This is a genomic window from Cytobacillus sp. OWB-43, assembly GCF_034651445.1.
Taxonomy (GTDB): domain Bacteria; phylum Bacillota; class Bacilli; order Bacillales; family Cytobacillaceae; genus Cytobacillus; species Cytobacillus kochii.
The window spans coordinates 1476633-1499645 of sequence record NZ_JAYEFF010000001.1; the positions used below are offsets into that span (position 1 = coordinate 1476633).

Below are 23013 nucleotides of genomic sequence, written 5' to 3' on the forward strand. Positions count from 1 at the left end.
CTATTATTCTAAATCAATGTCTGCAGAATAAATTTGATGTCGCACACCAGCCTCATCTTCTAAAAGCAATATGCCTTCATCTGTAATTCCTATCGCTTTGCCCACTATGGTACCAGATAGTGTACGCGCTTTTATATTCTTCCCTATACTAATGGCATAACTTTCCCATAAAATTCTTATCGGTTGAAAACCATTCTGTAAATACAGTTGATACAGTTTTTCGAGCTTGAATAAAAGGGTTTGAATAATCTGTGCGCGCGAGATTTCTTCTTTCTTTTCAATTGCAAGGGAGGTGGCGATAGGTTGAATCTCCTCGGGATAGTCTTCTAATTTCTGATTCACATTAATACCAATCCCCATAATAATAGAAACGATTCGATCTGCATCTGCTTGCATCTCTGTTAATATCCCTGTTACTTTTTTGCCATTAATCAACACATCATTAGGCCATTTAATTTCAGCTGTTAAACCGGTCACTTCCTCGATTGCCTGAACAACAGCAACAGCTGCAATAAGTGTTAATTGCGGTGCACGATGAGGAGGAAGCTGCGGCCTAAGAATGACACTCATCCAAACACCTGTATATTTAGGGGATATCCATTTTCGATCCATTCTCCCTCTACCGCTAATTTGCTCTTCTGCTACTACAATCGTACCTTCACATGCACCATCTGTTGCTAATTGATGGGCGACTTTTTGTGTGGAGTCCACTGATTCTTCATAATGGATATGACTACCAAGTATATTTGTTTTCAACCCATAACGTATTTCATCAGCAATCACTTTTTTGGGTGTAGCAACGATGCGATATCCTTTTCGTCTCACCGCTTCAAATTCAAACCCTTCTTTACGAAGATTCTCTATATGTTTCCACACTGCTGTGCGTGAACAACCGAGTAAATCTGCAATAGCTTGCCCTGACAAATAATCATCTTGGTGAGTCGTGAAGGCATTTAATAACTTCTTCCTTATTTCTGATTCCATTGAAACAGCCACTCCCTGATATCTTCTTTATTATTTTGTAATTCTCCAAGTATAATTGCTTCCTCCACTTTTGCTAACAATTCCTTTAGCCAAGGACCAGCTGATTGCTGACTCCAAGTGATAATATCATTGCCATTGACTGCTAATTGTTTTCTTGAAGTAATCGCCAATTTGCTATACATTTCTACTAAATGATCAGGATATTCTACTCTTTCATGATTGTAAACTTGATGAAGTTTTTCAGCACTCACTGCTACTGATAAACCACTTTGGTAAATTGTAGTAGCTTGAAAAGGTGTTGATAGTCTTTTTTGGAACCATTGATATAGATTGAGTATTTCTTTCATGTCTTTACTTGACATCTTCCATTCTTTTAATCCTATCTTTGCTTCATGCTCATTTAATTGAAAAACCTTTAAGAGCAGAACCCATATTTCAAGCAAAGATAATGATTGAAGAGGATAAGTGACGAGCTGATTAAGTCCCTTCTCCTTTTGCGAAAGCATTGGTAAATAGTGATGCAAGTTTGAGTCTTGCAGAAGCGTCAAGGCATCTACTCGATAGTCTCCTTGTAATAATTTATTAAATTCAACGAGCTTCCTTTCAACTGCCACATGTTGCAGTAGATGCACTTTCTTTTTTAATGCATCATATGTTCCTTCTTCGAGCAGGAAACCTAATTGACTTTTAAAGCGCAGCGCTCGCATCATTCTTAAGGCATCCTCATTAAAGCGTTCTTCACTTGAACCAACGGTCTTTATTTCTCTATTTTTGATTGCTTCCCTTCCAGCGAAGGGGTCAATTAATTCACCATTTTTATCCATAGCAATGCTATTCATAGTAAAGTCTCTTCTCTGTAAATCCTCCTTTAAATGACGGATAAAACGGACTTCATCCGGTCTTCTAAAGTCACTATACGTTGACTCTGCCCTATATGTTGTTACTTCATATGCTTCACCTTTTAGAAGAATAAGTATGGTACCATGCTCAATACCTACATCAACCGTTTTAGAAAAAATCGCTTTCATTTCAATCGGTGTTGCAGATGTAGCGATATCTACATCTGCTATTTCACGACCAATTAGAAGATCCCTCACTGCACCACCGACAAAATAGGCTTCATAACCTGCTTCCTCAAGCTTTTCAATAATCGGAATAGCTCTTTGAAATATTGGTTTCATCATTTCGCCTCACTTAATAGATCAAAATAAAGCTGCTCGTATTGTGAAACAATCCTATCGGCATGGAAACTTGTCAGTACAGATTCTTTTGCTTGTAATGATAATTTTGTATGTAATTTTTCATCTTGTAAAATATCTAATGCGACTGCTGCAATACTTTCAATATCACCCAGTTCACAAATATATCCATTTACACCATCTTGGATAACTTCCGGAATACCTCCAACATTAGTCCCTATACACGGTACATTGCATGCCATTGCTTCAAGTGCGACTAAGCCAAAGCTTTCCTTTTCGGACAATAAAAGCATCAAGTCACTAATGGAATAAAGTTCCGCTAAGTTGTCTTGTTTGCCAAGAAATATAACTTGGTGTTTTAAGGATAATTGGTCTACTAATTTTGAAATATCACTCATCTGTGGACCATCACCTACAAGTAGGAGCTTAGCTTTTATATGTTCGGCAATTTTAGCAAACGAACGCACGACGTCATCTACTCTTTTTACACCACGAAAGTTAGACACATGAATAATAACCTTCTCGTCTTCAGCTATTTGAAATTCTTCTTTCAAGTAATCTACATCTTTTTTTACATATTCACGCTCATCAATAAAATTGTATACGGGAATAATTTTTTTCTGTGGATTGATTAAGTCGTAAGTTTGTGCGATTAATGCATTGGAAACAGCAGTAACACGATCCGATTGTTCAATTCCAAACTTTATTGCATCAGTTAACGATGAGTCATAACCAAGAACCGTAATATCTGTTCCATGCAAAGTTGTAACGATTTTAACATCTCGCCCGCTCATTTGCTTCCCTAATATGGCACAGATCGCATGTGGCACTGCATAATGTACATGAAGTAAGTCAAGATTTTCTCTTTTAATGACTTCTGCCATCTTGCTTGCTAACGCGATGTCATAAGGCGCATATTGAAAAACAGAGTATTGATTAACCTCTACTTGATGGTAAAAAATATTATGATATATCTTATTTAAACGAAAAGGAATGCTAGAAGAAATAAAGTGAATTTCATGTCCTCTTTCTGCCAGCATTTTTCCGAGTTCTGTGGCAATTACCCCTGACCCACCAACAGTCGGATAGCAAGTAATCCCTATTTTAAGTTTTCTATTCATTCTTACACTCCAAATAAATCGTTTTCGATCATCAAAGGTTTTTTCACCTTAAAACCTTCTGCATATTTGACACCAACTTGCTGTCCAAATAGGCGTTCTCTAGCTTCAACCATTTCCACATAGCCATTTGTTAACGGAGTATCGACAGCTCCCTCCGTTTTTGTGAATTGACTTTGGTAAGCATTTAAACTGGCGATCTTTTTGTCTATTGTTGATGTAATATCTATCATAAAATCAGGTTGGTGAAAACCATTAATCATATAATAGTAAAAGCTTTTCACTTTATGATCCGTTTGATACTCATTTGTTTGATATTTACGAATACCTGCAGAGAAGACTGCTTCTTCAACAATTTTCGTTGCATTCGCATGATCCGGGTGCCTATCTATTTCATATGGTGCAAAGACAATTGTCGGCTGATACTTCCTAATCATTTCTACTACCTGTTTGATACGCTCACTTGTTAAAAATAACTGTCTATCACCTAAATGAAGTCCTTCTCTTACAGACACATTTAATATTCGCCCTGCTGCAATTGCTTCTGTTTTCCTCAGAGTAGGATTACCGTTAGAAGACAGCTCGGCTTCTGTTAAATCGCAAATCCCTACTTTATAACCTTTTTCCACATACTTCGCTATTGTTCCTGACATGCCGATTTCTACATCATCGGCATGCGCTCCGAAAGCAAGGATATCAAGCTTTATTTCGTTCATTTCTATTCACTCTCTTTTATAATTTCTCTCCAGGAAAAATCTCCTCGTTCAAGTCCTTTAATTAGGACTTCCGCTGTGCCCATATTTGTCGCTAATGGTACAGCGTAAACATCACATAATCGGATTAACGCCGTAATATCTGGTTCATGTGGTTGTGCGGTGAGCGGGTCTCTAAAAAACAAGACGAGATCCATTTTATTTTGCGCAATCATACTTCCAATTTGCTGATCCCCACCAAGTGGTCCAGATTGAAAACGATGCACAGTTAGATTAGCTTCCTGCTGTAACCTTAAACCCGTCGTACCAGTTGCAAATAATTGGTGCTGTGAAAGAATAACTTGATACGCTTTAGAAAAATTCACAATATCATTCTTCTTTTTGTCATGAGCAATTAATGCAATGTTCATCGGCACCACCTCCATACTTACTCGATAATATTTTCTAATCCGTAAACTAACGTATCAATTTTAACTACAGTATCGACAGCTAATGCAACACCACTCATGAATGATTCGCGATTGTATGAATCATGGCGAATTTGCAGTGTTTGTCCACTAGAACCAAACATTACTTGTTGATGTGCAATTAAGCCAGGAAGTCTAACGGAGTGGATATGCATTCCATCAAAATCAGCCCCACGAGCTCCAGCTAGCGTTTCCTTTTCATTAGGATGCCCTTGTTGCTTACTCTCTCTTACATCACGAATCATCTCAGCTGTTTTAACAGCAGTGCCAGATGGTGCATCTAGTTTTTGATCATGATGCATTTCAATAATCTCTACATCATTAAAGTACTTAGCTGCCATTTGTGAAAATTTCATCATAAGCACAGCACCAACTGCAAAGTTTGGCGCAATAATCGCACCTAAATTAGTTTCATGACATAAATCCTCTAGTTCTTGTAAGTTCTCTTTGGTAAATCCAGTTGTACCAACAACTGGTCTCACTCCATAAGTAAGCGCTGTTTTCGTATGATACATACCAACTTCAGGCGTGGTTAAATCAATAAGAACATCACAATCTTCATTTTTAAAACATTTTTCTATATCAGAATAAACAGGAACATCGATTCCCTCAAAGCCTTTAAAATCACTTAAATTACCACCATCATTTTTATGATCTACAACAGCTACTAATTCATATTTATCTTTTTTCTGAACTAACTTAACTGCCTCACTCCCCATTCTACCTCTTGGACCTGCAATCACGATCTTAATTGTCTTCATTATTTTTTCCCCCTTCTTCAATACGTGTCCATCTATCTTTATCGCGCGTTTGAAACTTATGCATCACTTGGTCATGCGCTTTTGCTAAATCTATTTTTAGAGAATTAGCAAGACAAATTAAAACAAAAAGCATGTCTCCCATTTCTTCTTCTATTGCTTTTTCTTTTTCTGTACTCTTTTTTGGTTTTTCACCATATGTATGATTGACTTCTCTTGCCAGCTCCCCTAATTCCTCTGTTAATCTTGCCACCATAGCAAGTGGACTAAAATACCCCTCTTTAAATTGCCCAATATAGGTATCTACTTCCCTCTGTAATTCTTCCATCGACTTACTCATTGTTTCTCACCTCATATACATACCTTTTCAAATCATTTTATTCACACTCTCCATGTTAGCTAAACATAACCATTTTTACAATTCCTATCGTTTAATTCTTTATTTCTGTCCCATAAAAATAGTATATGTATGCGAGAATCGGCTGCCATGCTCCCCTATTAATGTGTGATTGCTTATCCTCTATTGAATCTATATAATGAGATGGCAAGTAATATATGTCATTATTTCGGAGGGCACAGTGAATGTTTGGATTGAAAATTAAGAATATTATCCTTATTCTGTTTGGCGCTAGTATATTCTCTTTCGGTATTGTTCACTTTAATATGCAAAACAACTTAGCAGAAGGTGGCTTTACAGGTATCACGCTCTTATTGTATTTCTTATTTGATTGGAATCCATCTTATACGAATTTGATTTTGAATATTCCTTTATTTTTCATAGGATGGAAACTACTTGGTAAAAAAGCCTTTATCTATACGATTATTGGTACGCTAGGCGTTTCTCTTTTCCTTGAAATATTCCAAAGATATCAAATACATATGCCATTAAAGAATGATCTTACTTTAGCTGCACTGTTCGCAGGTGTTTTTATCGGTGTTGGTCTCGGTATAATTTTCAGATATGGTGGAACAACGGGTGGCGTTGATATAATTGCACGACTCGTTAATAAGTATACCGGTACTTCTATGGGTAAAACGATGTTTGTATTTGACTTTTGCGTGATTGCATTATCACTGATTTTTTACCTCAAATATTATGAGGCAATGTATACTCTAGTTGCCGTTTTTGTTGGCGCGAAAGTAATCGACTTTATCCAAGAAGGAGCTTATTCTGCAAGAGGTGCAATGATTATCTCTGAGAAAAATGAAGAGATATCAGCGAAAATTCTCTATGAAATGGAGAGAGGTGTCACAGTTTTAAAAGGTCGAGGGTCATTTACTAAGCTGGATCGTGAAGTATTATATTGCGTAGTGGCTCGAAATGAACTAACTAAATTGAAGAACCTTATCCATTCAGTTGATCCTAATGCATTTGTCACCGTATCACAAGTGCACGATGTCTTAGGAGAAGGATTTACATTGGATGAAAACAAAAAACCTTTAGAACGCTGAGATTACCAAAAAACTAACAAAAAGCAACTACCTCAAGTGAGCAGTTGCTTTGACATTTAAAATATATTAATCATCATTGTTCATGCCAATAAAAGCAAGAACAAAACGCAGTAATTCCATAACAGCGATAACTGTTGCCGCTACATAAGTTAGAGCTGCTGCATTTAATACTTTTTTAGCGCCAGACTCTTCATCATTTCTAATCACACCAGAGCTTACCATAACATTGAGTGCTCTTGATGAGGCGTTAAACTCAACCGGTAATGTAATTACCTGGAATAATACCGCTGCTGCAAAGAAAATGATACCTAGTAACATCATACCAGTAAATTGAAACAATAATCCTCCTAAGATGAAAAAGAAGGATAAGTTAGAGCCAATGTTCGCAACTGGAACAAGCGCATGTCTAAAGCGTAAGAAAGCATAGTCTTCAGCATCTTGAATGGCATGACCCACTTCGTGTGTCGCCACTGATACAGAAGCAATGGAAGATCCATAATAATTATCCTCAGATAACCTCACGGTCTTATCTCTCGGATCATAATGGTCTGAAAGTTGCCCCTTTACTGGTTCGATAGAGACATTATAAAGCCCATTTTCATCTAAAACTTTTCTAGCCGCTTCTGCTCCAGTCATATTTGAAGAAGTAGATATTTGTAAATGTTTCTTATACGTCTTCTTCAAGTACATTTGAATAGCAATCGGGACAATCATAATAATGATAAAGTAAATCAAAAACGACATAGGTGAACCTCCTAATAAAGTATAAGCTTATCATCTACATGTGCATCATGTAGACAAACACTGGAAGAAATATTCACATACTAAGTTAAAGCTTTTAGTTAGTCTCTTAGTATGACAGAATGGCCTTGTAAATAGTGAAAACACGACTTTACATGGATACTTGTTTCTAAAAAAACTTGATTATTGGTCCATTCTTGCTTACAAACAATTCAAAAAAAAATGGGTAGCTTCGTCTCTAGATGCCTCAAGATGAAAGTCCATTTTTCCTGCCATCTCATTCTCCCATTACCTTTTCCTTCTTTAATTTATCTAAAGGAAAAGCTTATCATGTTTATGCTTTGATTTTATTTTACCTTTTTCTTATAAGACAATTCAAGCGTTTAGCCTTAGCTCTCTGGATTTTTTTCTTTTTTCTTTCCGCCCTTATATTTTTTAAAACCGACATACGAAAGCGTTAAGATAATTATACTTCCAGTTGAAATAATTACCCACCATAGTGATGGATCAGCTTCATCATCCGTAATTGTATCAAAAATGTCTTCTAGCTCACTATTCAATAATTCTAGTTCCCTTTTACCTTCTTCTTTCACCATTACATCTCGACGATATTGATCAATATATTGAATGCGTGTATGCAATTGTTGAATAGTTGCTGGCTCTACTTCTAATTTTAATGAAGGATAAATCGTATCATAAAGAGAGAGAAAGGTATTATACTGTGTATGAAAGCTCTCGCTATCACCCGCTTCTATTGACTCCCTTACTTCCCCAAGTGTACTTAACATCGGACCTTTCATTTCATGCCACATCGGTTCTTTCGCAGGAGATAGGGCGTCCATTAATATCCGAAGTTTTGTTGCTTTTTGTACTTTCGTCTCATAAGAGCTTTGTTCTTTATTTATTTCTTCAACTACTTCTTGGTGAACAGATGTGACAGTTCTCAAACTTTCCCTCGTCATCGCAGTTGATGTGCTTGTAGCCAATACAAATTGGTCTGTGAAATAATTCAACATTCTACTAGCATCTTCATATTTTTGCGCTTTAACCAAGTGTAGAACTTCATCTGATAATAGATCCAATTGATTCATCATACCATCGTCATTTTCTGTCTCTGCTACTATCATGTAAGGGAAAATGAGTGCAATAACTAAAATAATAGCCACAACTCTCCATTTCATACGTACCTGTCCTCCTTATCGGATTGCTAATAGCATTGTATGACAATGTGGACAAGGTTAGACCATTAATCAATAGATTTATCTACGAAACACTAGAAGCAATATGGCAATAATGAGGAAATAAAGCTAGAAGGCTTCTATAAGGAAGTTCTAACTTTATTTTTTTATTGATAGGCTATGTTAATCTTTGTTGTTGATATTTGTTTTTATCGAACAAACGAGCTATGAATAGCGAGGTTGGTGATGAATGTGAAGGTAACTGATATTTTAAAAGCAATCCATAAACTAAATCCAGCTGAGAAACACCGATTAAGAAAATATCTAATTGAAAAACCAACTGCATCATCTAAGGAGATAAAAGGAAGAAAGCCTCGTAAGTGTGATGCTGCAAGGAAACGTGGCATAAGCAAAGAACAAGTATGTGTTCTAGTCGCAAGAGGCCGTGATAAATTAATAAATTTCACGTACATTGGGTATGGGTAGAATAACCAAAGGGAAATTAGATAAAGCAATTGGACATAAGCTTTCAAAAGGTAATATATAATGTACTGATGCCTGAAGAGCTTTTAAAGTTTACGCGAATGAAAAGGGAATGGAAATATATCAACTCAAATCAGATGGAAAAGTACGCACAAAAGGTCTTTATCATATTCAGAACGTAAACAATTATCAAGGAATGCAAAAAGGTTGGATACAACGATATCACGATAGACAATTACTTCTTGGTTTCAAGTCTTAGAAAGCATACAGTATCAGAACAATGTAGTTACTATAAAAGACTTGATTATCCAAGGGAACCTTACACAAAATACAGAAGCATATATATGATACATTAAAGTTAAGAAAATTCACGATATAGAAATTATTTTCATACGGCAAACGGCCTTTAAGGGAGAAAGGATTGTTTGTACTAATAATCGAGACTGGAGAGTGAAGGTGGTTTAATTGTTTAGGTCAGCAGTATATTTGGTACACGTATTAATATTCATATTAGTAGCTCTTATTGGTATAGGTCCAATGTTTAGCATTGCTGCACCAGACCCACACCGAGCCCCAATTTATAATTGGGGTTGGGGTTCATTGATTGGTATTTTTATTTTTCTTGTGTTGGTATCTGCTTATGTACAGTTAAGGATAAAAAAAGTTTGGGTGTTTTTAATATCCGTAATAGGCTTGATTGCTTTTTTTATTCTCACTTTACTATACTTATACCCTTTCGTTATGAATTTTTTTTAGAATTAACAAGGTAACAAGTGTTTGATTAAAGATTGCGATAATAGAAGAAGCAAATATTAAGCAAAAGAACTTCCATAAATCGGAAGTTCCTTTTTTCTATAAATATAAACATTAATTTTTAACATAGCTTATTGATAAAAGGTTATTGATGAATCGAAGGCATTTTCAGCTGAAATCGCCCTTTTCGAATACATAATAGATAGGTCAAGCCTAAAGAAAATATGCTAAGCCAGAAAGTAAAATAACCGATTTGAGGAATATATTCATTAAGTACAGAATATCTCGGTAACATAAAGAAAACGTAGTCAATCACATCATTATGCAAAGTCCAGATAGCAGCAATTATAAGATGCCAAGCCTTTATGCGATAAAAAGGGGCATAGAGCACACCTTGTACAGCCATAGCACCATGGGAAATAATAAGCATGAGCGCCGTTATCTCCACTTCACCAGTCACTTGAAACACAAGTAAATTCATCACAACTGCCCAGATACCGTATTTCACGAGTGTAACAATTGCGAGTGCTTCAAAAATAGGCCAATTTCTACCTAATAAAAAGGCAATAAGAACAATAACAAAAAACAAACTAGCAGTTGGACTATCAGGAACAAATGGAAGGAATATTGCTGGTGTATCAACTAATTGCCACATATACCAATCGTAACCATATACAGTCCCGGCAATATTGATGATTAATAGAAGAATTAAAAAGCTTCGATTACCCAATATCGTATATATTTGTTTCATAGACTACCTCACTTACTACTTTTTATGTACGATACGAAAAGAAGCTGACAACTGCTGGTCAGCTTCTTTTTCACTTTATTCAGATTCTATACTGTCGATAAATTCGACCACTTTATCAAGTTCTTCATCACTACCTGTGAATATACCTGCTGGCATAGCTCCACGGCCGTTTTGAATCACATCTTTAATTTCTTCAGGTGATAATTCAACATCGATTAAAGCAGGTGCACCTGCACCACCTTGCAATTCATTACCGTGGCAAGTTAAACAAGTATTCGCTTCCATGAGCTTATACCCCTCTGCCTCGGTATCGACTTCAGCATCAGCAACGATTTTCCCTTGTTCTGCTGCAGCCTCCCAGTCATGGTGAGCAACTGATTCCCATGTAAGGAAGGTAACCCCCGCCAATGCAAGTAACATAAAACCTGTGGCAAAAGGACGTTTTGAAGGTCTACGTTCAGGACCGCGATCGATAAATGGCGCCAATGCAAGTGCACCAAATACTAATCCTGGAATAATAAATGCACCAATAACATTATATGGTCCTGATGCATATGTGTATTTTAGCAATTGATATAAGAATAAGAAATACCAGTCTGGTAGCGGAATATAAGCTGTATCACTCGGATCCGCGATTTTTTCAAGCGGTGGTTCGTGCGCAATTGTTAAACATAAGAAACCTACTAGGAAAACGGCTCCTACCATCCATTCTTTCAGTAAGAAGTTTGGCCAGAAAGCTTCTGTTTTGCCTGGATATTCCGAATAATCTTTCGGAATGAAAGTCTTACGTTCAGCAGATATACGGGAATCACCTACGAATTTCATTCCTTTTCCGCGATGCATGTAATAATTCCCCTCCTTTTAATAGAAGATTTCATTTTACAATGGACCAGAAATACCTTGTTTACGAATCATAATAAAGTGAGCAGCCATTAAGCCAAATAATACTGCTGGTAGGAAGAAAACGTGAATGGCGAAGAATCGTGTTATCGTTTGAGCTCCGACAATAGATGCATCCCCAGCAATAAGTGTTTTTAACATTTCACCAATAAATGGAGTTGATTCGACAATTTGAATGGTAACTTTTGTTGCAAATAAAGCTTTCATATCCCATGGTAATAGATAGCCTGTTAATCCAAGTGCTAACATTACAAAGAATATTCCTACTCCAACGAGCCAGTTTAATTCACGTGGTTTTTTGTAAGCACCTTGGAAGAATACGCGTAAAGTATGTAAAAACATCATAACAATAACTAAGCTAGCTCCCCAGTGATGCATGCCACGAACAATTTGTCCGAATGCTACATGGTTTTGTAAATAATACACAGACTCCCAAGCATTTTTGATATCTGGAACATAGTACATCGTTAAGAACATTCCAGATAAGATTTGAATGACAGTTACAAAGAACGTTAGACCTCCGAAGCAGTAAACAAACGCCGAAAAGTGATGCGCTGGGTTTACATGCTCAGGTACTTCGTGGTCAGCAATATCTCGCCAAATTGGCGTAATATCCAAACGTTCATCAATCCAATCATAAATTTTATTGAACAATGATTACGCCTCCTTATCGCGGTTCTGCCTTACCTAAGTGTAAGAACCCATCTACTTCTTTTGTTGGAAAAACATCAAGTGCTGCAATTGGTGGTGTACCTGGAACATTTGTACCATCTTTTGTATAAAGACCTCCGTGACAAGGACAATAGAAATGATTTTCATTTGCCTTATCTCCATTCCAGTTAACTGTACAACCTAAATGTTTACATACAGGTGATAATGCGACAACTTTATCATTCTCATCTTTGTAAACCCATGCAGTTCCAGTTTCTTCCGAAGAATACCAGCCATCTTGTTGTTCAAACGAATAGTCAACCCTAGTAGGCTCAGTTGTTAGGTCAGCTACCTTCTGATTTGTTGCAATAAAATCGCTTTCACCTTTCTTTTGTAGGACCGGATCTACTGCAAACCGCACCATAGGTAACAACATTCCTGCTGCCATGAATCCGCCTACACCTGTGAGTGTGTAATTAAGGAATTGACGTCTTGTCACACGATTTTTGCTCATACTTTTCCCCCCTCTATTATGAAGTTAAGTCCAACGGACAAAGTTCAACACAATATAAAACTAGGACATACCAATGATATATCAATCTTTATGGAAGGTCAATATAATCCTTCACTGAATCATCACAACTATGAGATTTATGTGACTCTTCAATCATTATTCTGCCATTTTTTCACAAATACATTCAGTAATTGTTTTACCTGATCTTCTAAAATTGAAAGCTTGTACTGATCATCCATGTTATCAAGCGGAATTGAAGGCATCCAAATTAACCCTCCATCTAACTGTTCTTCTACAGTTTTCCAATCACTATCAGAAGTTATGTAAAAAATATGTTTAAAATCTTGAGAAATTAATTCTTTTTCCCATTCTATTAAATCCGCAAGCCGTTTTTCCTCAGAAATTGTCTTTAGATAGCTCATTCCTGGTAACATAAGAATTCTGCCTTTAAATTGCTTTTCAAGTTGCCCAGATAAGAGGTTAATAAATTCGGTCATTGCTACTGTTTGCTTTATATCATCTGCAAAAGATACCGGATAAAGAGGAAGTATGACTGTATCAATATAATCTCTTTCTTTCAAAAACAATTGTATATCCTGTGTATGCCACTTCATCCTAATCACTCCAATTACGCCTTAATATTCCTTATTTATCATACCACGGAAATGACCTTCTATCAAAAGGCAACAGTGTCTATTTTTTGAACATTTCAGAATTAATTAAATATACTTTTTATACTTAGACGACGATGGAAAAGGGATTATAAATATTCCTTAGATTCATTAGCCTCTTACATGCCCATTGTTTTAATTAAAACCTTAAAACTCTAGAATTAAACTCAAAAAGCTTGGTGCTTTATTAGGACTTTCCGCATTCGCTTTTCACAAGAATAATATGCCCCCTGTTTTCATTTCATCATCTATTCGTCTTAACATATAATGAAATCAAAAAAAAAAGATATGACTCCCTTGAAAAACAGGAAGCATATCTTTTTTATCTGTACTTTTCTATAAATATAAAGAAAAAACCTATGTTTGAAGTTTATTCAATTTTGTTGTTAATTGAATAAATCTTTCTTTATCTTGTTTATCTAATGCCTCATCAATTTCTTTGAGTAATTTTTCCTTTTGAAAACGCGCTAAGCTCTCTGTTAAGAATCTTTCAGCTATCATACGGTCTTTTTCACTTATTCTTAATGTCTTTGGCATAAAAGGATTTTCTTCTAACACCGCTGCATATTGATGAGCTTTATTGGCAGCATGGAAGTTCAACTGAATAAATATATCTTCTTCTCTATTTAAGCGGATATCATGAAATGACTTTTCTGCGTCAGTTGTCATTACATTCTCTTTGTAAAAACGAAAAGGCGCTTCATCGACACAATGTGTAGACATAATTAATCCTCTCGGACAATACTGAGCCTGTTCCACAAAATGAACCTTCTCCATTAATTGATCATGACTCATTAAGTAGTTAAGAATCCAAACACACTCTCTTCTTTTTAACTGATAATGATTAAGAAACCAACGAATAAAGTCTTTCTTTTCATTGACAGATACAGGGGCCGTCATTTTGATTCCCTCCTCTGCTGCAGCTTTAATTTTTTTTACTTAAGCTTCAGGTAGACTTTCTGATGATGCAAACCTCTACGACTCATCTGAAAGCCGCTGCAGGATATCCTGATATTCTTCGTTGTGAGGTTCCAAACGAGTAAGCTTACTAAAAAGTTCGGCAGCCTCCTTTCGTTTTCCTTCTTCAATTAGAAAATATCCATAGTCTGCCAAGAAATCCGGCTGCTGTTTAAAATAAGTATATGCTTCATTGTATTTGTTTAATGCCTGTGAATATTCTTCTATTTCTTGATAACTTTTTGCTGCATCCCATAATAGTTGTGGATCAATCACTTCTGCGCTTTGCATTAATTCTGCAATTTCAATTACATCATTGAAACGCTCGTTATTCATAAAAACTTTATTTATCACAATAGCAGCATCAATATATTCTGGATCAATCGCTAACGCTTCTCTTAGGAGGTCAACTGCTAGTTGTTCATCTGGAATTTTCAAGGCTAGCTTACCACCATAAAAATAAAGTTCTTTATTATATTCATCTTGTTTAATTCCCAGTTTTACTGTTGCTAAAGCTTCTTGAACTTGTTCTTCACGTTCATATGCCTTTGCCAGATGCAAATACAGCGAGTGAAATTCTGGATCTATTTCTTTGAGTTCATTAAATTTCTCAATGGCTACTTGATTATAACCAGCTTGTAAAGCTGTGAATGCATAGCTAAATAGCGTATGTATTTCCAACTTTTCTTCAAGCGCTTTTTCATAATAAGGCAATGCTTCCTCAAAAGCTCCACCTGCACTTAAACTTTCAGCCATTCTTTGGTTAACGTTAACACCGCCAATAAGCTCCTTTTTTGTCAGTACTTTTTCATATAATTTAACTGCTTCTAAAAATTTTCCTTGCTCTGCACTCAACTCACCTAAGGCAAAATCGATAATTGGCTCATCGGGAAGTATCGCTTTCGCATCTAATAACTTCCTTTCACTGACCTCATATAAACCTTCCATCTGATATAAGTCTGCCAACAATAATAAGGCTTGGGGATAACTAGCATCTTGTTGATTTACTTGCTCTAATACGAGCACTGCTTCTTCTTCATTTCCTAGATCAATGAAGATTTCTGCTTTCATTACAAGCAGTTCGCCTTCCTCAGGGTAGGCATCTAACAGCCTCTCTATTAGTTGGTGTGCCTCCTTTAGAAACCCATATTGCATCAGTTCTTCCGCTAAAACAAACCTTTCTTCATGTGTACCGTGAGAAAGTATTTCTTTATATTTTTCTAATGCCTCATCATGTAACCCATTTTCTAACAAGGCAATAATCTTTTTTACTTTATCCATATCTATATCCTTTCAATACTATTATGATAGCTGGTAGTATGATGGTGTCTTAATCATGACTCTCTTACCAAATCCTTCAAGCGGATGATGCCAATCACCTGCCCGTAAGACTCTCCCACGTAAGCATGAGATGACCAGCCTCTCTCTATGATAATGATATACATCTAATTCTTCAATATTTGTGATTTCCCTGCCTCGTTTGTAAAAATTATAATTCGCTTCTAATCCAGGTTGTAATTGTGTTTTAAAAGGGTATATACCGATTGTTGCTTGCGTTTGCTCATTGATTAATTCACCATTTCTCAATGGATGAGCCACATATGGCAGGCGATGCTTTTTCATATAATACACCCACTTTTGTTGCAGTAAACGGTAGTCTTTTTCATTATCAACAAGCTTAAAAATAGGGATTAAGGTACTAAAGTAAGGAAAGAACGCTTCTTTCACCCATCCCCATGGCATATCGTCTAAATCATTGATTCCCGTTATTTCCACAAAAACAGCAGGAATTTTTTCTTTTCTTAATAATCTTATCATGTCTGGTTGCAGTGAAGCCAATGGCAATTGCACCCCTAACAAATAATCAATTGGAGAAATTTTCAGCTTATCATCCAACAGTTGGATAGCTGACTTTAATTGATGTTTATAGCTTATTTCCACCTTCGTCATAAACACTAGACACCCCTTTAAAATCAGCTCAGAAAGAAAGAAGTTAGGCATATCGTCAGGTATTGTCTCAACATACTTAACAAGGGGAGGAGAAATCACGTACGGATCTCCGTCTATTTTCATATACGTATATTGCCTAAAGGGTGCTTCTCTAACGGCAAGGATTTTCTCATTACCGATAACGTAAGAGGTAGGAACATAGGCGCCCTTGCTTTTATTCTGCCGATAAACGTTCTCAATCATATATACCATTTATCATCATCCTTATCTCATCTTTTTAGACAAGCTATGATGAAAACAAGAATATATGATTAGTTTTTACATTTCGCTCACAAAAAGAAAAACTTGTGGTGCATACCGTATGTCATCATTGGCATGTACCACAAGCGAATAGATATGAATTATTTTACTAATAAATGATCAATATGATCAAAGAAGCTTGGATATGAAACAGCGATAGCATCTGGCTGATAGAGTTCTATATCCCCGTCTGAAATTAATGAAGCAATGGACAGCATCATACCAATACGATGATCACCATAGCTCTCGACAGTTCCTCCCGATAGAGAAGTTTGACCTTCAATAATCATCCCATCATCAGTTGCTTCAATATTTGCACCTAGTTTTTTCAACTCATTCACAACTGTATCAATACGATTCGTTTCTTTTACTTTTAATTCTTGCGCATCTTTAATAATCGTTTTCCCGGTAGCTTGTGTCGAAAGTAGGGCAATAATTGGTATTTCATCAATTAATCTCGGAATCTTATCTCCGTCAATTGTCACACCTTTAAGTTCAGATGTTTCAATAAAGATATCACCCGCCGGCTCCTCGTGACCGTTACTCTCATAAGGCTCAATCGTCATTTTTGCACCCATTTCTTTTAGTACATCAATGATACCTGTTCTTGTTGGATTTAAACCCACATTTTTAAGGACGATTTTACTATTAGGTACGATAGCTCCTGCTGCTAGGAAAAAGGCAGCTGAGGAAATATCTCCTGGTACAATAAGATTCGTTGCTGTAAATGACTGACCACCTTCAACTGAAATCGTTCCATTATCATTTGAAACATTTCCACTGAAGGCATGAATCATTCTTTCTGTATGATCTCTCGTTTTTTCAGGTTCAATAATCTTTGTTGTCCCTTTTGCTTGTAATCCAGCAAGGATGATGGCAGATTTCACTTGAGCACTAGCTACTGGTAAAGTGTAGGTGATTGATTCAAGCTCACCACCAGTAACAGATAAGGGAGTGAACTCACCTGATTGACGTCCCTCTATTTTAGCACCCATCTCCTTTAAGGGTCCAACCACTCTTGTCATAGGACGTTTACCAATGGACGAATCACCGATTAAAACACTATGAAAAGGGCGCCCAGAAAGGATACCCATAATGAGACGAATGGTTGTTCCTGAATTACCGACATCAAGCACTTCTTCTGGTTCTTTTAGGGCGTCAATACCTTCACCATGAATAATAACTGTTTGATCTTCATGCTCTATTTTAACACCAAGTTTTCTAAAACAAGCAATTGTACTAAGGCAATCTTCACCAGCTAAAAAATTCTTAACGACTGTTTTCCCTTTTGCAATTGAACCGAACATAATCGACCGATGAGAAATCGATTTATCACCAGGGATATGAATCTCACCAGATAATCCATTATGTGTAAAATTCAAATTCTTTACACTCACACTTAATCACCCTTTTTTTTTAACATAGTTACATGCCAATTGTATGTTCAAAAGATGTTTGTCTATTTATGCAATCTATTGCACGATCACGATCCTCTTCTGTTTGAAAGCTAATCACAAGCACGCCAGTTATTTCTTCTCTCGTTTCTCTAATACTAATATTTGTGATACTAATCTCTTCTTTTGCTAAATAACCAGTAATTTCCGAAATGACCCCTGGATAATCAGGGACATCGACAAATAGGTCATAAAAGGCCGGAATGGCTCCTTTTTGTTTTTGTGGCATTTCATCACGAAAGGTTTTGGCAGATTGAAAATATTGAAAGATCTCTTCATTATCCGCAGTAGTAAGCATATCATAGACATAGTTCATTTCTTTTTTCCAGTCTTCTAATAAACCTAATAACACCTCATTATTTTGCAAGAGTATATCACGCCACATCGCTGGGCTACTAGAAGCAATTCTTGTGATATCCCTAAAACCACCTGCAGCAAGACGAGGAATGAGCTTTTGTGTTTGACTACTCTCTTCTGCTCGACGAACGAGAGAAGCAGCAATAATATGCGGGAAATGACTAATCACACCTGTTAAGTAATCGTGCTCATGTGGTGTCACTGTAATAAACTTAGCCTTTGTACTTGTCAGCCACTCTTTTAAACGATCGATTTTCTCTTCCGTAATATGTGGTTCAGGTGTTAAAAGATAGAAGGCATTCTCAAATAAAAGTCGTCTGGCTGCAGATACACCACTCTTATGTGAACCGGCCATCGGATGACCGCCAATGAATGTAAAACCTTTTTGTTTTAAATAATTGGCAGATGATATAATTTCTTTCTTCGTACTTCCCGCATCGGTTATAATTACATCTCTTTTAAGATTCATGTGTGCGAGTTCTTCTACTATTCTTTTTGTCTCATTTACTGGTGTAGCAATAATAATCAGGTCAGCCTTCTCAGCACCTTCACGAATAGTTGAAACTGACTCATCAATTACACCCAGCATCTTACCGAGTTTTAACTGTTCTTTATTTACATCATAACCGCTACATTTGGCTTCAAGATGAGTATGCTTAATTGAAAGTGCAATAGAACCACCGATTAATCCTAGACCAATAACAAATACTTGTCCATTCATGTTTTAACACACCTCTTGTTAGAAAACTCATTGATTGACGAAGGTATGAGGGTAAACTATTAAATAGAAAAACACCACTACCCTACAAATACTTTTTCGTGTAAAACAATTTCAGAGACGAATTTCGCCTCTGAAATAAAAAATTCCTAATTAAGATACTGTCTTGATTTCAGATAGAAATTGAGACATCGCTTGTATAACACCGTCATTTTGTTCCTTTGATCCAACTGTTACACGAACAGCTGTAGGAAACCCTAAGGCTTGACCCGATCTAACAATATAGCCCTTTTCTAATAGTGATTGAAACACGCGATTTCCCTCCACAGCAAAGTCGATCAAAATAAAATTTCCTTGGGATGGGTAGTAATCTAATCCGTTTTCCTCACAAAATTGATAAAATTGCGCTAATCCACTTCGATTTTCTTGTCTACATTTTTCAATGAACACATCGTCAGATAATGCTTGTATAGCTACCTCTTGACCGAAGCGGTTGGCATTGAATGGTTCCCTGACTGGCTCTAACGCGCGAATGAGTGGTGCTTGAGCAATCCCGTAACCAATACGTAGGCTAGCAAGTCCATAAATCTTAGAGAAAGTACGAAGAGCGATGACATGTGGAAAAGCCTCAACAATTTTAATGGAATCATGATAATCTTCTGCTGTCGTATATTCACAATACGCTTCATCTAGTACAACTAATACATCTTCAGGAACTTTACTTATAAACGCCACTAGTTCATCGTTGGGAATATAGGTGCCAGTTGGGTTGTTCGGACTACAAACCCAAACGATTGCTGTTTGCTCATCAATTTGCGCTAACATATTCTCTAGATCATGTTGCCCTTCTTTAAGCGGTACCTCACGTACCTCCGCTCCTTCAATGATTGCATTATGTTTATATTGAGGAAAGGTTGGTGTAGCCATAACAGTATTTGTTTCAGGACTTAATAATGCACGAGAAAGCATCATAATTGTCTCATCCGAGCCATTTCCAAAGATTAATTGATCCTGACTCACACCAAGATGACTAGCTAGGGCTTCACGCAAATTTGTAGCATAGCCGTCCGGATATAAAGCAAAAAATGCAGAAGGTTGCTGAATTGCCTCTGACGCTTTTGGTGAACAACCGAAGGGATTTTCATTAGAAGCAAGTTTTGTTATTTCACTTAGGCCATATTGTTTTTTTACTTCATCTATAGATTTTCCAGGTTGGTAAGGGGTCAAATTTAATATTTGCTGCTTCCACTTCATTTTCCTCATACTCCTCTTCTTTATCTATTTAATTCTTGTTGTAAATCCGGTCGTAATGATACTGCATTTCCTAAATAAATATGAGAAATTTTTTCTTGAGCAATCTCCGTGTTCACATGCATCATTACCCGAATACATTTTGTTAAACCTTTTGGAACAGGAATTTCTCTCATACACATGACTGGCACATATGTCCATCCCTCAATTGCCCGGAGCGCCTTTGCTGGAAAGGCTTCTGTGATGTCATCTGTTACAGAAATAAATACACTTACGACAGAATGTGCGTCTATATGATTCTCCTTAATCATTTCCCGTAGCAACTGCTCGGTAGCTGCCACTATTTCTTTTTCTTCATTCTTTTCAACAGTAACCGCACCTCTCACCCCACGTATCACCTTTATCCCCCCTTATGAAAGCTTGCCAATTCTTCTAGTATGATTTCATCGGAAATATCCTCTAAAACTGGTTTCCCGATTCTGGTTAACAACACAAACTTTACTTGGCCTGCCACACTCTTTTTATCTTGTTTCATTCTTTTTAATAGTTTTTCATGACTTATATGATCGGGAATCGTGGTTGTATATCCTAAAATCTGTAACCATTGTGTGAAATCTTCTACATTAAATGAAAGATTTAATTTTTTCTGACTTAATTTAAGAGCAAAAATCATTCCAACTGCGACCGATTCACCATGCGTCCAACCGCCGTAGCCCATTTCAGCCTCAATCGCATGACCTAATGTATGACCAAAGTTTAAATATGCTCGCACACCTTTTTCTTTTTCATCCGCTGCGACAAACTCTCCTTTTATTTCTATGCCTCTTGTTAAAAAGGATGAAAGTAACGTAGGAGAAAGTTCTTCTAGCGTATGGAGTTCACTACGCATCTGTGCATAAAACACTTCATCATGAATGAGTCCATGCTTAATTACTTCAGCGAACCCTGAGCGTTTTTCTTGCAAGGATAGTGATTGCAAAAATTCTAAATCATAAAAAACTGCTTCCGGCTGATGAAAAGAACCAATCATATTCTTTCCTAAAGGATGATTGATGGCTACTTTACCACCTACTGCACTATCGTGAGCAAGAATGGTAGTTGGTATCTGTATAAAAGGGATACCTCTCATGAATGTAGAAGCAACAAACCCTGCCAAGTCACCAATTGCCCCTCCACCTATTGCAATAATAAGCGATTTTCTATCGAGCTTTTTCTCAAGTAAAAAGCCGGTAATGTCATAATAGACATCAAAAGTCTTGGCATTTTCTCCGCTAGGTGCAATGTAAACGGAGAAGGGCAGCTCACTAAAAGCTGCCTTTAAGTCGTTCCAATAAATATCCGCTACCTTTTCATCAATAATGATGCCAATATTGGTGACTTCCTTCATATTTTCTTGAATGAATGCTTGTACACCATGAATAGCACCGCTACCAATAACGACTGGATAAGAGTGATGTTGAGTTGAAATTTGCAGCTGCACCATCTTTAAAACTCCTTTGCATACCGTTTTTGATCGGCAATTATATCCTTTAACGTCTCAAAGCGATCTGCATAGAATTGTTCAACAATCGCGCTTGCTAACTCCCAAGCAATTACATGCTCTGCCACTACTGCCGCCGCTGGTACTGCACAACTATCTGAACGTTCAATACTAGCATTAAAAGGCTCTTTCGTATCAATATCTACACTTTCTAATGGTTTATATAGTGTTGGTATAGGTTTCATTACACCTTTAACAACAATCGGCATACCAGTTGTCATGCCTCCTTCAAAACCACCAAGATTATTCGTTTTACGATAATAACCTTTCTCCTCACTCCAAGCAATCTCATCATGTACTTGACTACCTGGCTTTCTAGCGGCTTCAAAGCCAATACCAAATTCAACACCTTTAAAGGCATTTATACTCAACATCGCATAAGCAAGTTTTGCATCTAGTTTACGATCATAATGAACATAACTACCAACTCCCGAAGGCATACCTTCTACAACTACTTCAACGACACCACCAATAGAATCACCATTCTTCTTGGCATTGTCAATCGCTACCATCATCTCTTCTGCTGCTACACTGTCTAAACAACGAACTGGAGACTCTTCAGTTATTGTTTTTAATTCTTCCATTGAAGAATAACTTTTCACATTTGAGACGATTCCACCGATCTCCACAACATGCCCCACAACTTCAATGCCTAAAGATGATAATAACTTTTTCGCTACAGCACCCGCTGCAACTCTCACTGTTGTTTCTCGAGCTGATGAGCGCTCTAATACATTTCTCATATCTCTATGACCGTATTTTACAGCACCATTTAAGTCCGCATGACCAGGTCTCGGTCTTGTTATTTTTCTTTTTACTTCTTCTAATTCCTCCGGTTCAATTGGTGCTTGCCCCATAATCTTAGTCCAATGCTTCCAATCATCGTTCTCAACGACAAGGCCAACCGGTGATCCTAATGTATATCCATGTCTAACGCCGGATGTAATCTGAACAGTATCTTTTTCAATTTGCATTCTACGGCCACGACCATATCCTTTTTGCCTTCTTGCAAGTGACTCATTAATATCTGTTTCTAGTAATGGCAACCCTGCAGGCAAGCCTTCAATAATTGTTGTTAATTGGGGTCCATGTGATTCCCCAGAAGTTAAATATCTCATTACTCTTTCCCCCTTCAACGCTTTAAAGGATTATG

The 23013-nt window shown here is 36.8% G+C and carries 24 protein-coding genes and 1 pseudogene; 2 read left to right on the forward strand and 23 right to left on the reverse strand.

The annotated features are described in order from the left end of the window. Positions 1-3 precede the first annotated feature (3 nt). Genes U9M49_RS07155 through U9M49_RS07185 form a run of 7 tightly spaced genes read right to left on the reverse strand, consistent with a single transcriptional unit; the run spans position 4 to position 5579 of the window. Entirely contained in the window at positions 4-984 is a 981-nt protein-coding gene (locus U9M49_RS07155; RefSeq protein ID WP_095372783.1) for a biotin--[acetyl-CoA-carboxylase] ligase, read from the reverse strand. Then, positions 969-2165 (reverse strand): CCA tRNA nucleotidyltransferase, encoded by a 1197-nt coding sequence (locus tag U9M49_RS07160; RefSeq protein ID WP_095372782.1) that lies wholly within the window; start codon positions 2163-2165, stop codon positions 969-971. Before U9M49_RS07160 ends, U9M49_RS07155 begins: the two co-directional genes overlap by 16 nt. Then, a complete protein-coding gene (gene bshA, locus U9M49_RS07165) occupies positions 2165-3304 on the reverse strand; it encodes an N-acetyl-alpha-D-glucosaminyl L-malate synthase BshA (protein WP_322909554.1) in 1140 nt (379 codons plus the stop codon). The genes U9M49_RS07160 and bshA overlap by 1 nt, the downstream gene beginning before the upstream one ends. Positions 3305-3306: 2 nt before the next feature. After that, entirely contained in the window at positions 3307-4017 is a 711-nt protein-coding gene (bshB1, locus tag U9M49_RS07170; protein WP_095372780.1) for a bacillithiol biosynthesis deacetylase BshB1, read from the reverse strand. A 2-nt stretch (positions 4018-4019) separates the two neighbouring features. Further along, positions 4020-4424: a methylglyoxal synthase gene (gene mgsA, locus U9M49_RS07175; protein ID WP_224937444.1), complete on the reverse strand. Its 405-nt coding sequence runs from the start codon at positions 4422-4424 to the stop codon at positions 4020-4022. 17 nt (positions 4425-4441) lie between these two features. After that, positions 4442-5242 carry a 4-hydroxy-tetrahydrodipicolinate reductase gene (dapB, locus tag U9M49_RS07180; protein ID WP_095372778.1) on the reverse strand — a complete coding sequence of 267 codons (801 nt, stop codon included), beginning with the start codon at positions 5240-5242 and terminating at the stop codon, positions 4442-4444. Further along, positions 5229-5579: a nucleotide pyrophosphohydrolase gene (locus U9M49_RS07185; protein ID WP_322909555.1), complete on the reverse strand. Its 351-nt coding sequence runs from the start codon at positions 5577-5579 to the stop codon at positions 5229-5231. The genes dapB and U9M49_RS07185 overlap by 14 nt, the downstream gene beginning before the upstream one ends. A gap of 242 nt (positions 5580-5821) precedes the next feature. Between U9M49_RS07185 and U9M49_RS07190 the strand changes: the two genes are divergently transcribed. Then, complete coding sequence (locus U9M49_RS07190; RefSeq protein WP_095372776.1) at positions 5822-6691, forward strand: YitT family protein; 870 nt, start codon at positions 5822-5824, stop codon at positions 6689-6691. Between the two features lie 66 nt (positions 6692-6757). Here U9M49_RS07190 and U9M49_RS07195 read toward each other — a convergent pair whose 3' ends face one another. After that, a complete protein-coding gene (locus U9M49_RS07195) occupies positions 6758-7435 on the reverse strand; it encodes a zinc metallopeptidase (RefSeq protein WP_095372775.1) in 678 nt (225 codons plus the stop codon). Between the two features lie 386 nt (positions 7436-7821). Beyond that, positions 7822-8613: a sporulation protein YpjB gene (locus U9M49_RS07200; RefSeq protein WP_095372774.1), complete on the reverse strand. Its 792-nt coding sequence runs from the start codon at positions 8611-8613 to the stop codon at positions 7822-7824. A 348-nt stretch (positions 8614-8961) separates the two neighbouring features. Between U9M49_RS07200 and U9M49_RS07205 the strand changes: the two are divergent. Next, positions 8962-9472, forward strand: a pseudogene (locus U9M49_RS07205) (IS1595 family transposase); the annotation flags it as partial. 519 nt (positions 9473-9991) lie between these two features. Here U9M49_RS07205 and U9M49_RS07210 read toward each other — a convergent pair. From U9M49_RS07210 to aroC, 14 genes are all read right to left on the reverse strand, one after another. Beyond that, positions 9992-10597 carry a DUF1405 domain-containing protein gene (locus tag U9M49_RS07210; protein WP_095372772.1) on the reverse strand — a complete coding sequence of 202 codons (606 nt, stop codon included), beginning with the start codon at positions 10595-10597 and terminating at the stop codon, positions 9992-9994. A 75-nt stretch (positions 10598-10672) separates the two neighbouring features. Then, entirely contained in the window at positions 10673-11440 is a 768-nt protein-coding gene (locus tag U9M49_RS07215; RefSeq protein WP_095372771.1) for a menaquinol-cytochrome c reductase cytochrome b/c subunit, read from the reverse strand. Positions 11441-11476: 36 nt separating this feature from the next. Further along, on the reverse strand, positions 11477-12151 hold the full coding sequence (gene qcrB, locus U9M49_RS07220; RefSeq protein ID WP_095372770.1) for a menaquinol-cytochrome c reductase cytochrome b subunit: 675 nt from the start codon (positions 12149-12151) through the stop codon (positions 11477-11479). 13 nt (positions 12152-12164) lie between these two features. Beyond that, the gene (locus U9M49_RS07225; protein ID WP_095372769.1) at positions 12165-12662 is read right to left on the reverse strand and encodes a ubiquinol-cytochrome c reductase iron-sulfur subunit; all 498 of its coding nucleotides are present in this window, start codon (positions 12660-12662) and stop codon (positions 12165-12167) included. 149 nt (positions 12663-12811) lie between these two features. Then, on the reverse strand, positions 12812-13276 hold the full coding sequence (locus U9M49_RS07230) for a YpiF family protein (protein WP_095372768.1): 465 nt from the start codon (positions 13274-13276) through the stop codon (positions 12812-12814). A gap of 414 nt (positions 13277-13690) precedes the next feature. Further along, positions 13691-14233 (reverse strand): ReoY family proteolytic degradation factor, encoded by a 543-nt coding sequence (locus U9M49_RS07235; RefSeq protein WP_095372767.1) that lies wholly within the window; start codon positions 14231-14233, stop codon positions 13691-13693. Between the two features lie 75 nt (positions 14234-14308). Then, a complete protein-coding gene (locus U9M49_RS07240; protein ID WP_095372766.1) occupies positions 14309-15571 on the reverse strand; it encodes a tetratricopeptide repeat protein in 1263 nt (420 codons plus the stop codon). A gap of 21 nt (positions 15572-15592) precedes the next feature. Further along, positions 15593-16492 (reverse strand): hypothetical protein, encoded by a 900-nt coding sequence (locus U9M49_RS07245; RefSeq protein WP_322909556.1) that lies wholly within the window; start codon positions 16490-16492, stop codon positions 15593-15595. A 149-nt stretch (positions 16493-16641) separates the two neighbouring features. After that, positions 16642-17937 (reverse strand): 3-phosphoshikimate 1-carboxyvinyltransferase, encoded by a 1296-nt coding sequence (gene aroA / locus U9M49_RS07250; RefSeq protein ID WP_307313051.1) that lies wholly within the window; start codon positions 17935-17937, stop codon positions 16642-16644. A 28-nt stretch (positions 17938-17965) separates the two neighbouring features. After that, positions 17966-19072 carry a prephenate dehydrogenase gene (locus U9M49_RS07255; RefSeq protein ID WP_095372764.1) on the reverse strand — a complete coding sequence of 369 codons (1107 nt, stop codon included), beginning with the start codon at positions 19070-19072 and terminating at the stop codon, positions 17966-17968. 150 nt (positions 19073-19222) lie between these two features. Further along, positions 19223-20323 carry a histidinol-phosphate transaminase gene (gene hisC, locus U9M49_RS07260; RefSeq protein WP_322909557.1) on the reverse strand — a complete coding sequence of 367 codons (1101 nt, stop codon included), beginning with the start codon at positions 20321-20323 and terminating at the stop codon, positions 19223-19225. Positions 20324-20343: 20 nt separating this feature from the next. Beyond that, on the reverse strand, positions 20344-20718 hold the full coding sequence (aroH, locus tag U9M49_RS07265) for a chorismate mutase (protein ID WP_095372762.1): 375 nt from the start codon (positions 20716-20718) through the stop codon (positions 20344-20346). 2 nt (positions 20719-20720) lie between these two features. Next, positions 20721-21803, reverse strand: a complete 1083-nt coding sequence (aroB, locus tag U9M49_RS07270; protein ID WP_095372761.1) for a 3-dehydroquinate synthase — start codon at positions 21801-21803, stop codon at positions 20721-20723. A 2-nt stretch (positions 21804-21805) separates the two neighbouring features. Next, positions 21806-22978, reverse strand: coding sequence for a chorismate synthase (gene aroC, locus U9M49_RS07275; protein WP_095372760.1), 1173 nt, complete (start codon positions 22976-22978; stop codon positions 21806-21808). Positions 22979-23013 lie beyond the last annotated feature (35 nt).

Coding starts and splice junctions, on each gene's coding strand:
- U9M49_RS07155 (WP_095372783.1), bottom strand. CDS start 984: ATGGAATCAGAAATAAGGAAGAAGTTATTAAATGCCTTCACGACTCAC.
- U9M49_RS07160 (WP_095372782.1), bottom strand. CDS start 2,165: ATGAAACCAATATTTCAAAGAGCTATTCCGATTATTGAAAAGCTTGAG.
- bshA (WP_322909554.1), bottom strand. CDS start 3,304: ATGAATAGAAAACTTAAAATAGGGATTACTTGCTATCCGACTGTTGGT.
- bshB1 (WP_095372780.1), bottom strand. CDS start 4,017: ATGAACGAAATAAAGCTTGATATCCTTGCTTTCGGAGCGCATGCCGAT.
- mgsA (WP_224937444.1), bottom strand. CDS start 4,424: ATGAACATTGCATTAATTGCTCATGACAAAAAGAAGAATGATATTGTG.
- dapB (WP_095372778.1), bottom strand. CDS start 5,242: ATGAAGACAATTAAGATCGTGATTGCAGGTCCAAGAGGTAGAATGGGG.
- U9M49_RS07185 (WP_322909555.1), bottom strand. CDS start 5,579: ATGAGTAAGTCGATGGAAGAATTACAGAGGGAAGTAGATACCTATATT.
- U9M49_RS07190 (WP_095372776.1), top strand. CDS start 5,822: ATGTTTGGATTGAAAATTAAGAATATTATCCTTATTCTGTTTGGCGCT.
- U9M49_RS07195 (WP_095372775.1), bottom strand. CDS start 7,435: ATGTCGTTTTTGATTTACTTTATCATTATTATGATTGTCCCGATTGCT.
- U9M49_RS07200 (WP_095372774.1), bottom strand. CDS start 8,613: ATGAAATGGAGAGTTGTGGCTATTATTTTAGTTATTGCACTCATTTTC.
- U9M49_RS07210 (WP_095372772.1), bottom strand. CDS start 10,597: ATGAAACAAATATATACGATATTGGGTAATCGAAGCTTTTTAATTCTT.
- U9M49_RS07215 (WP_095372771.1), bottom strand. CDS start 11,440: ATGCATCGCGGAAAAGGAATGAAATTCGTAGGTGATTCCCGTATATCT.
- U9M49_RS07225 (WP_095372769.1), bottom strand. CDS start 12,662: ATGAGCAAAAATCGTGTGACAAGACGTCAATTCCTTAATTACACACTC.
- U9M49_RS07230 (WP_095372768.1), bottom strand. CDS start 13,276: ATGAAGTGGCATACACAGGATATACAATTGTTTTTGAAAGAAAGAGAT.
- U9M49_RS07235 (WP_095372767.1), bottom strand. CDS start 14,233: ATGACGGCCCCTGTATCTGTCAATGAAAAGAAAGACTTTATTCGTTGG.
- U9M49_RS07240 (WP_095372766.1), bottom strand. CDS start 15,571: ATGGATAAAGTAAAAAAGATTATTGCCTTGTTAGAAAATGGGTTACAT.
- U9M49_RS07245 (WP_322909556.1), bottom strand. CDS start 16,492: ATGGTATATATGATTGAGAACGTTTATCGGCAGAATAAAAGCAAGGGC.
- U9M49_RS07255 (WP_095372764.1), bottom strand. CDS start 19,072: ATGAATGGACAAGTATTTGTTATTGGTCTAGGATTAATCGGTGGTTCT.
- hisC (WP_322909557.1), bottom strand. CDS start 20,323: ATGAAGTGGAAGCAGCAAATATTAAATTTGACCCCTTACCAACCTGGA.
- aroB (WP_095372761.1), bottom strand. CDS start 21,803: ATGGTGCAGCTGCAAATTTCAACTCAACATCACTCTTATCCAGTCGTT.
- aroC (WP_095372760.1), bottom strand. CDS start 22,978: ATGAGATATTTAACTTCTGGGGAATCACATGGACCCCAATTAACAACA.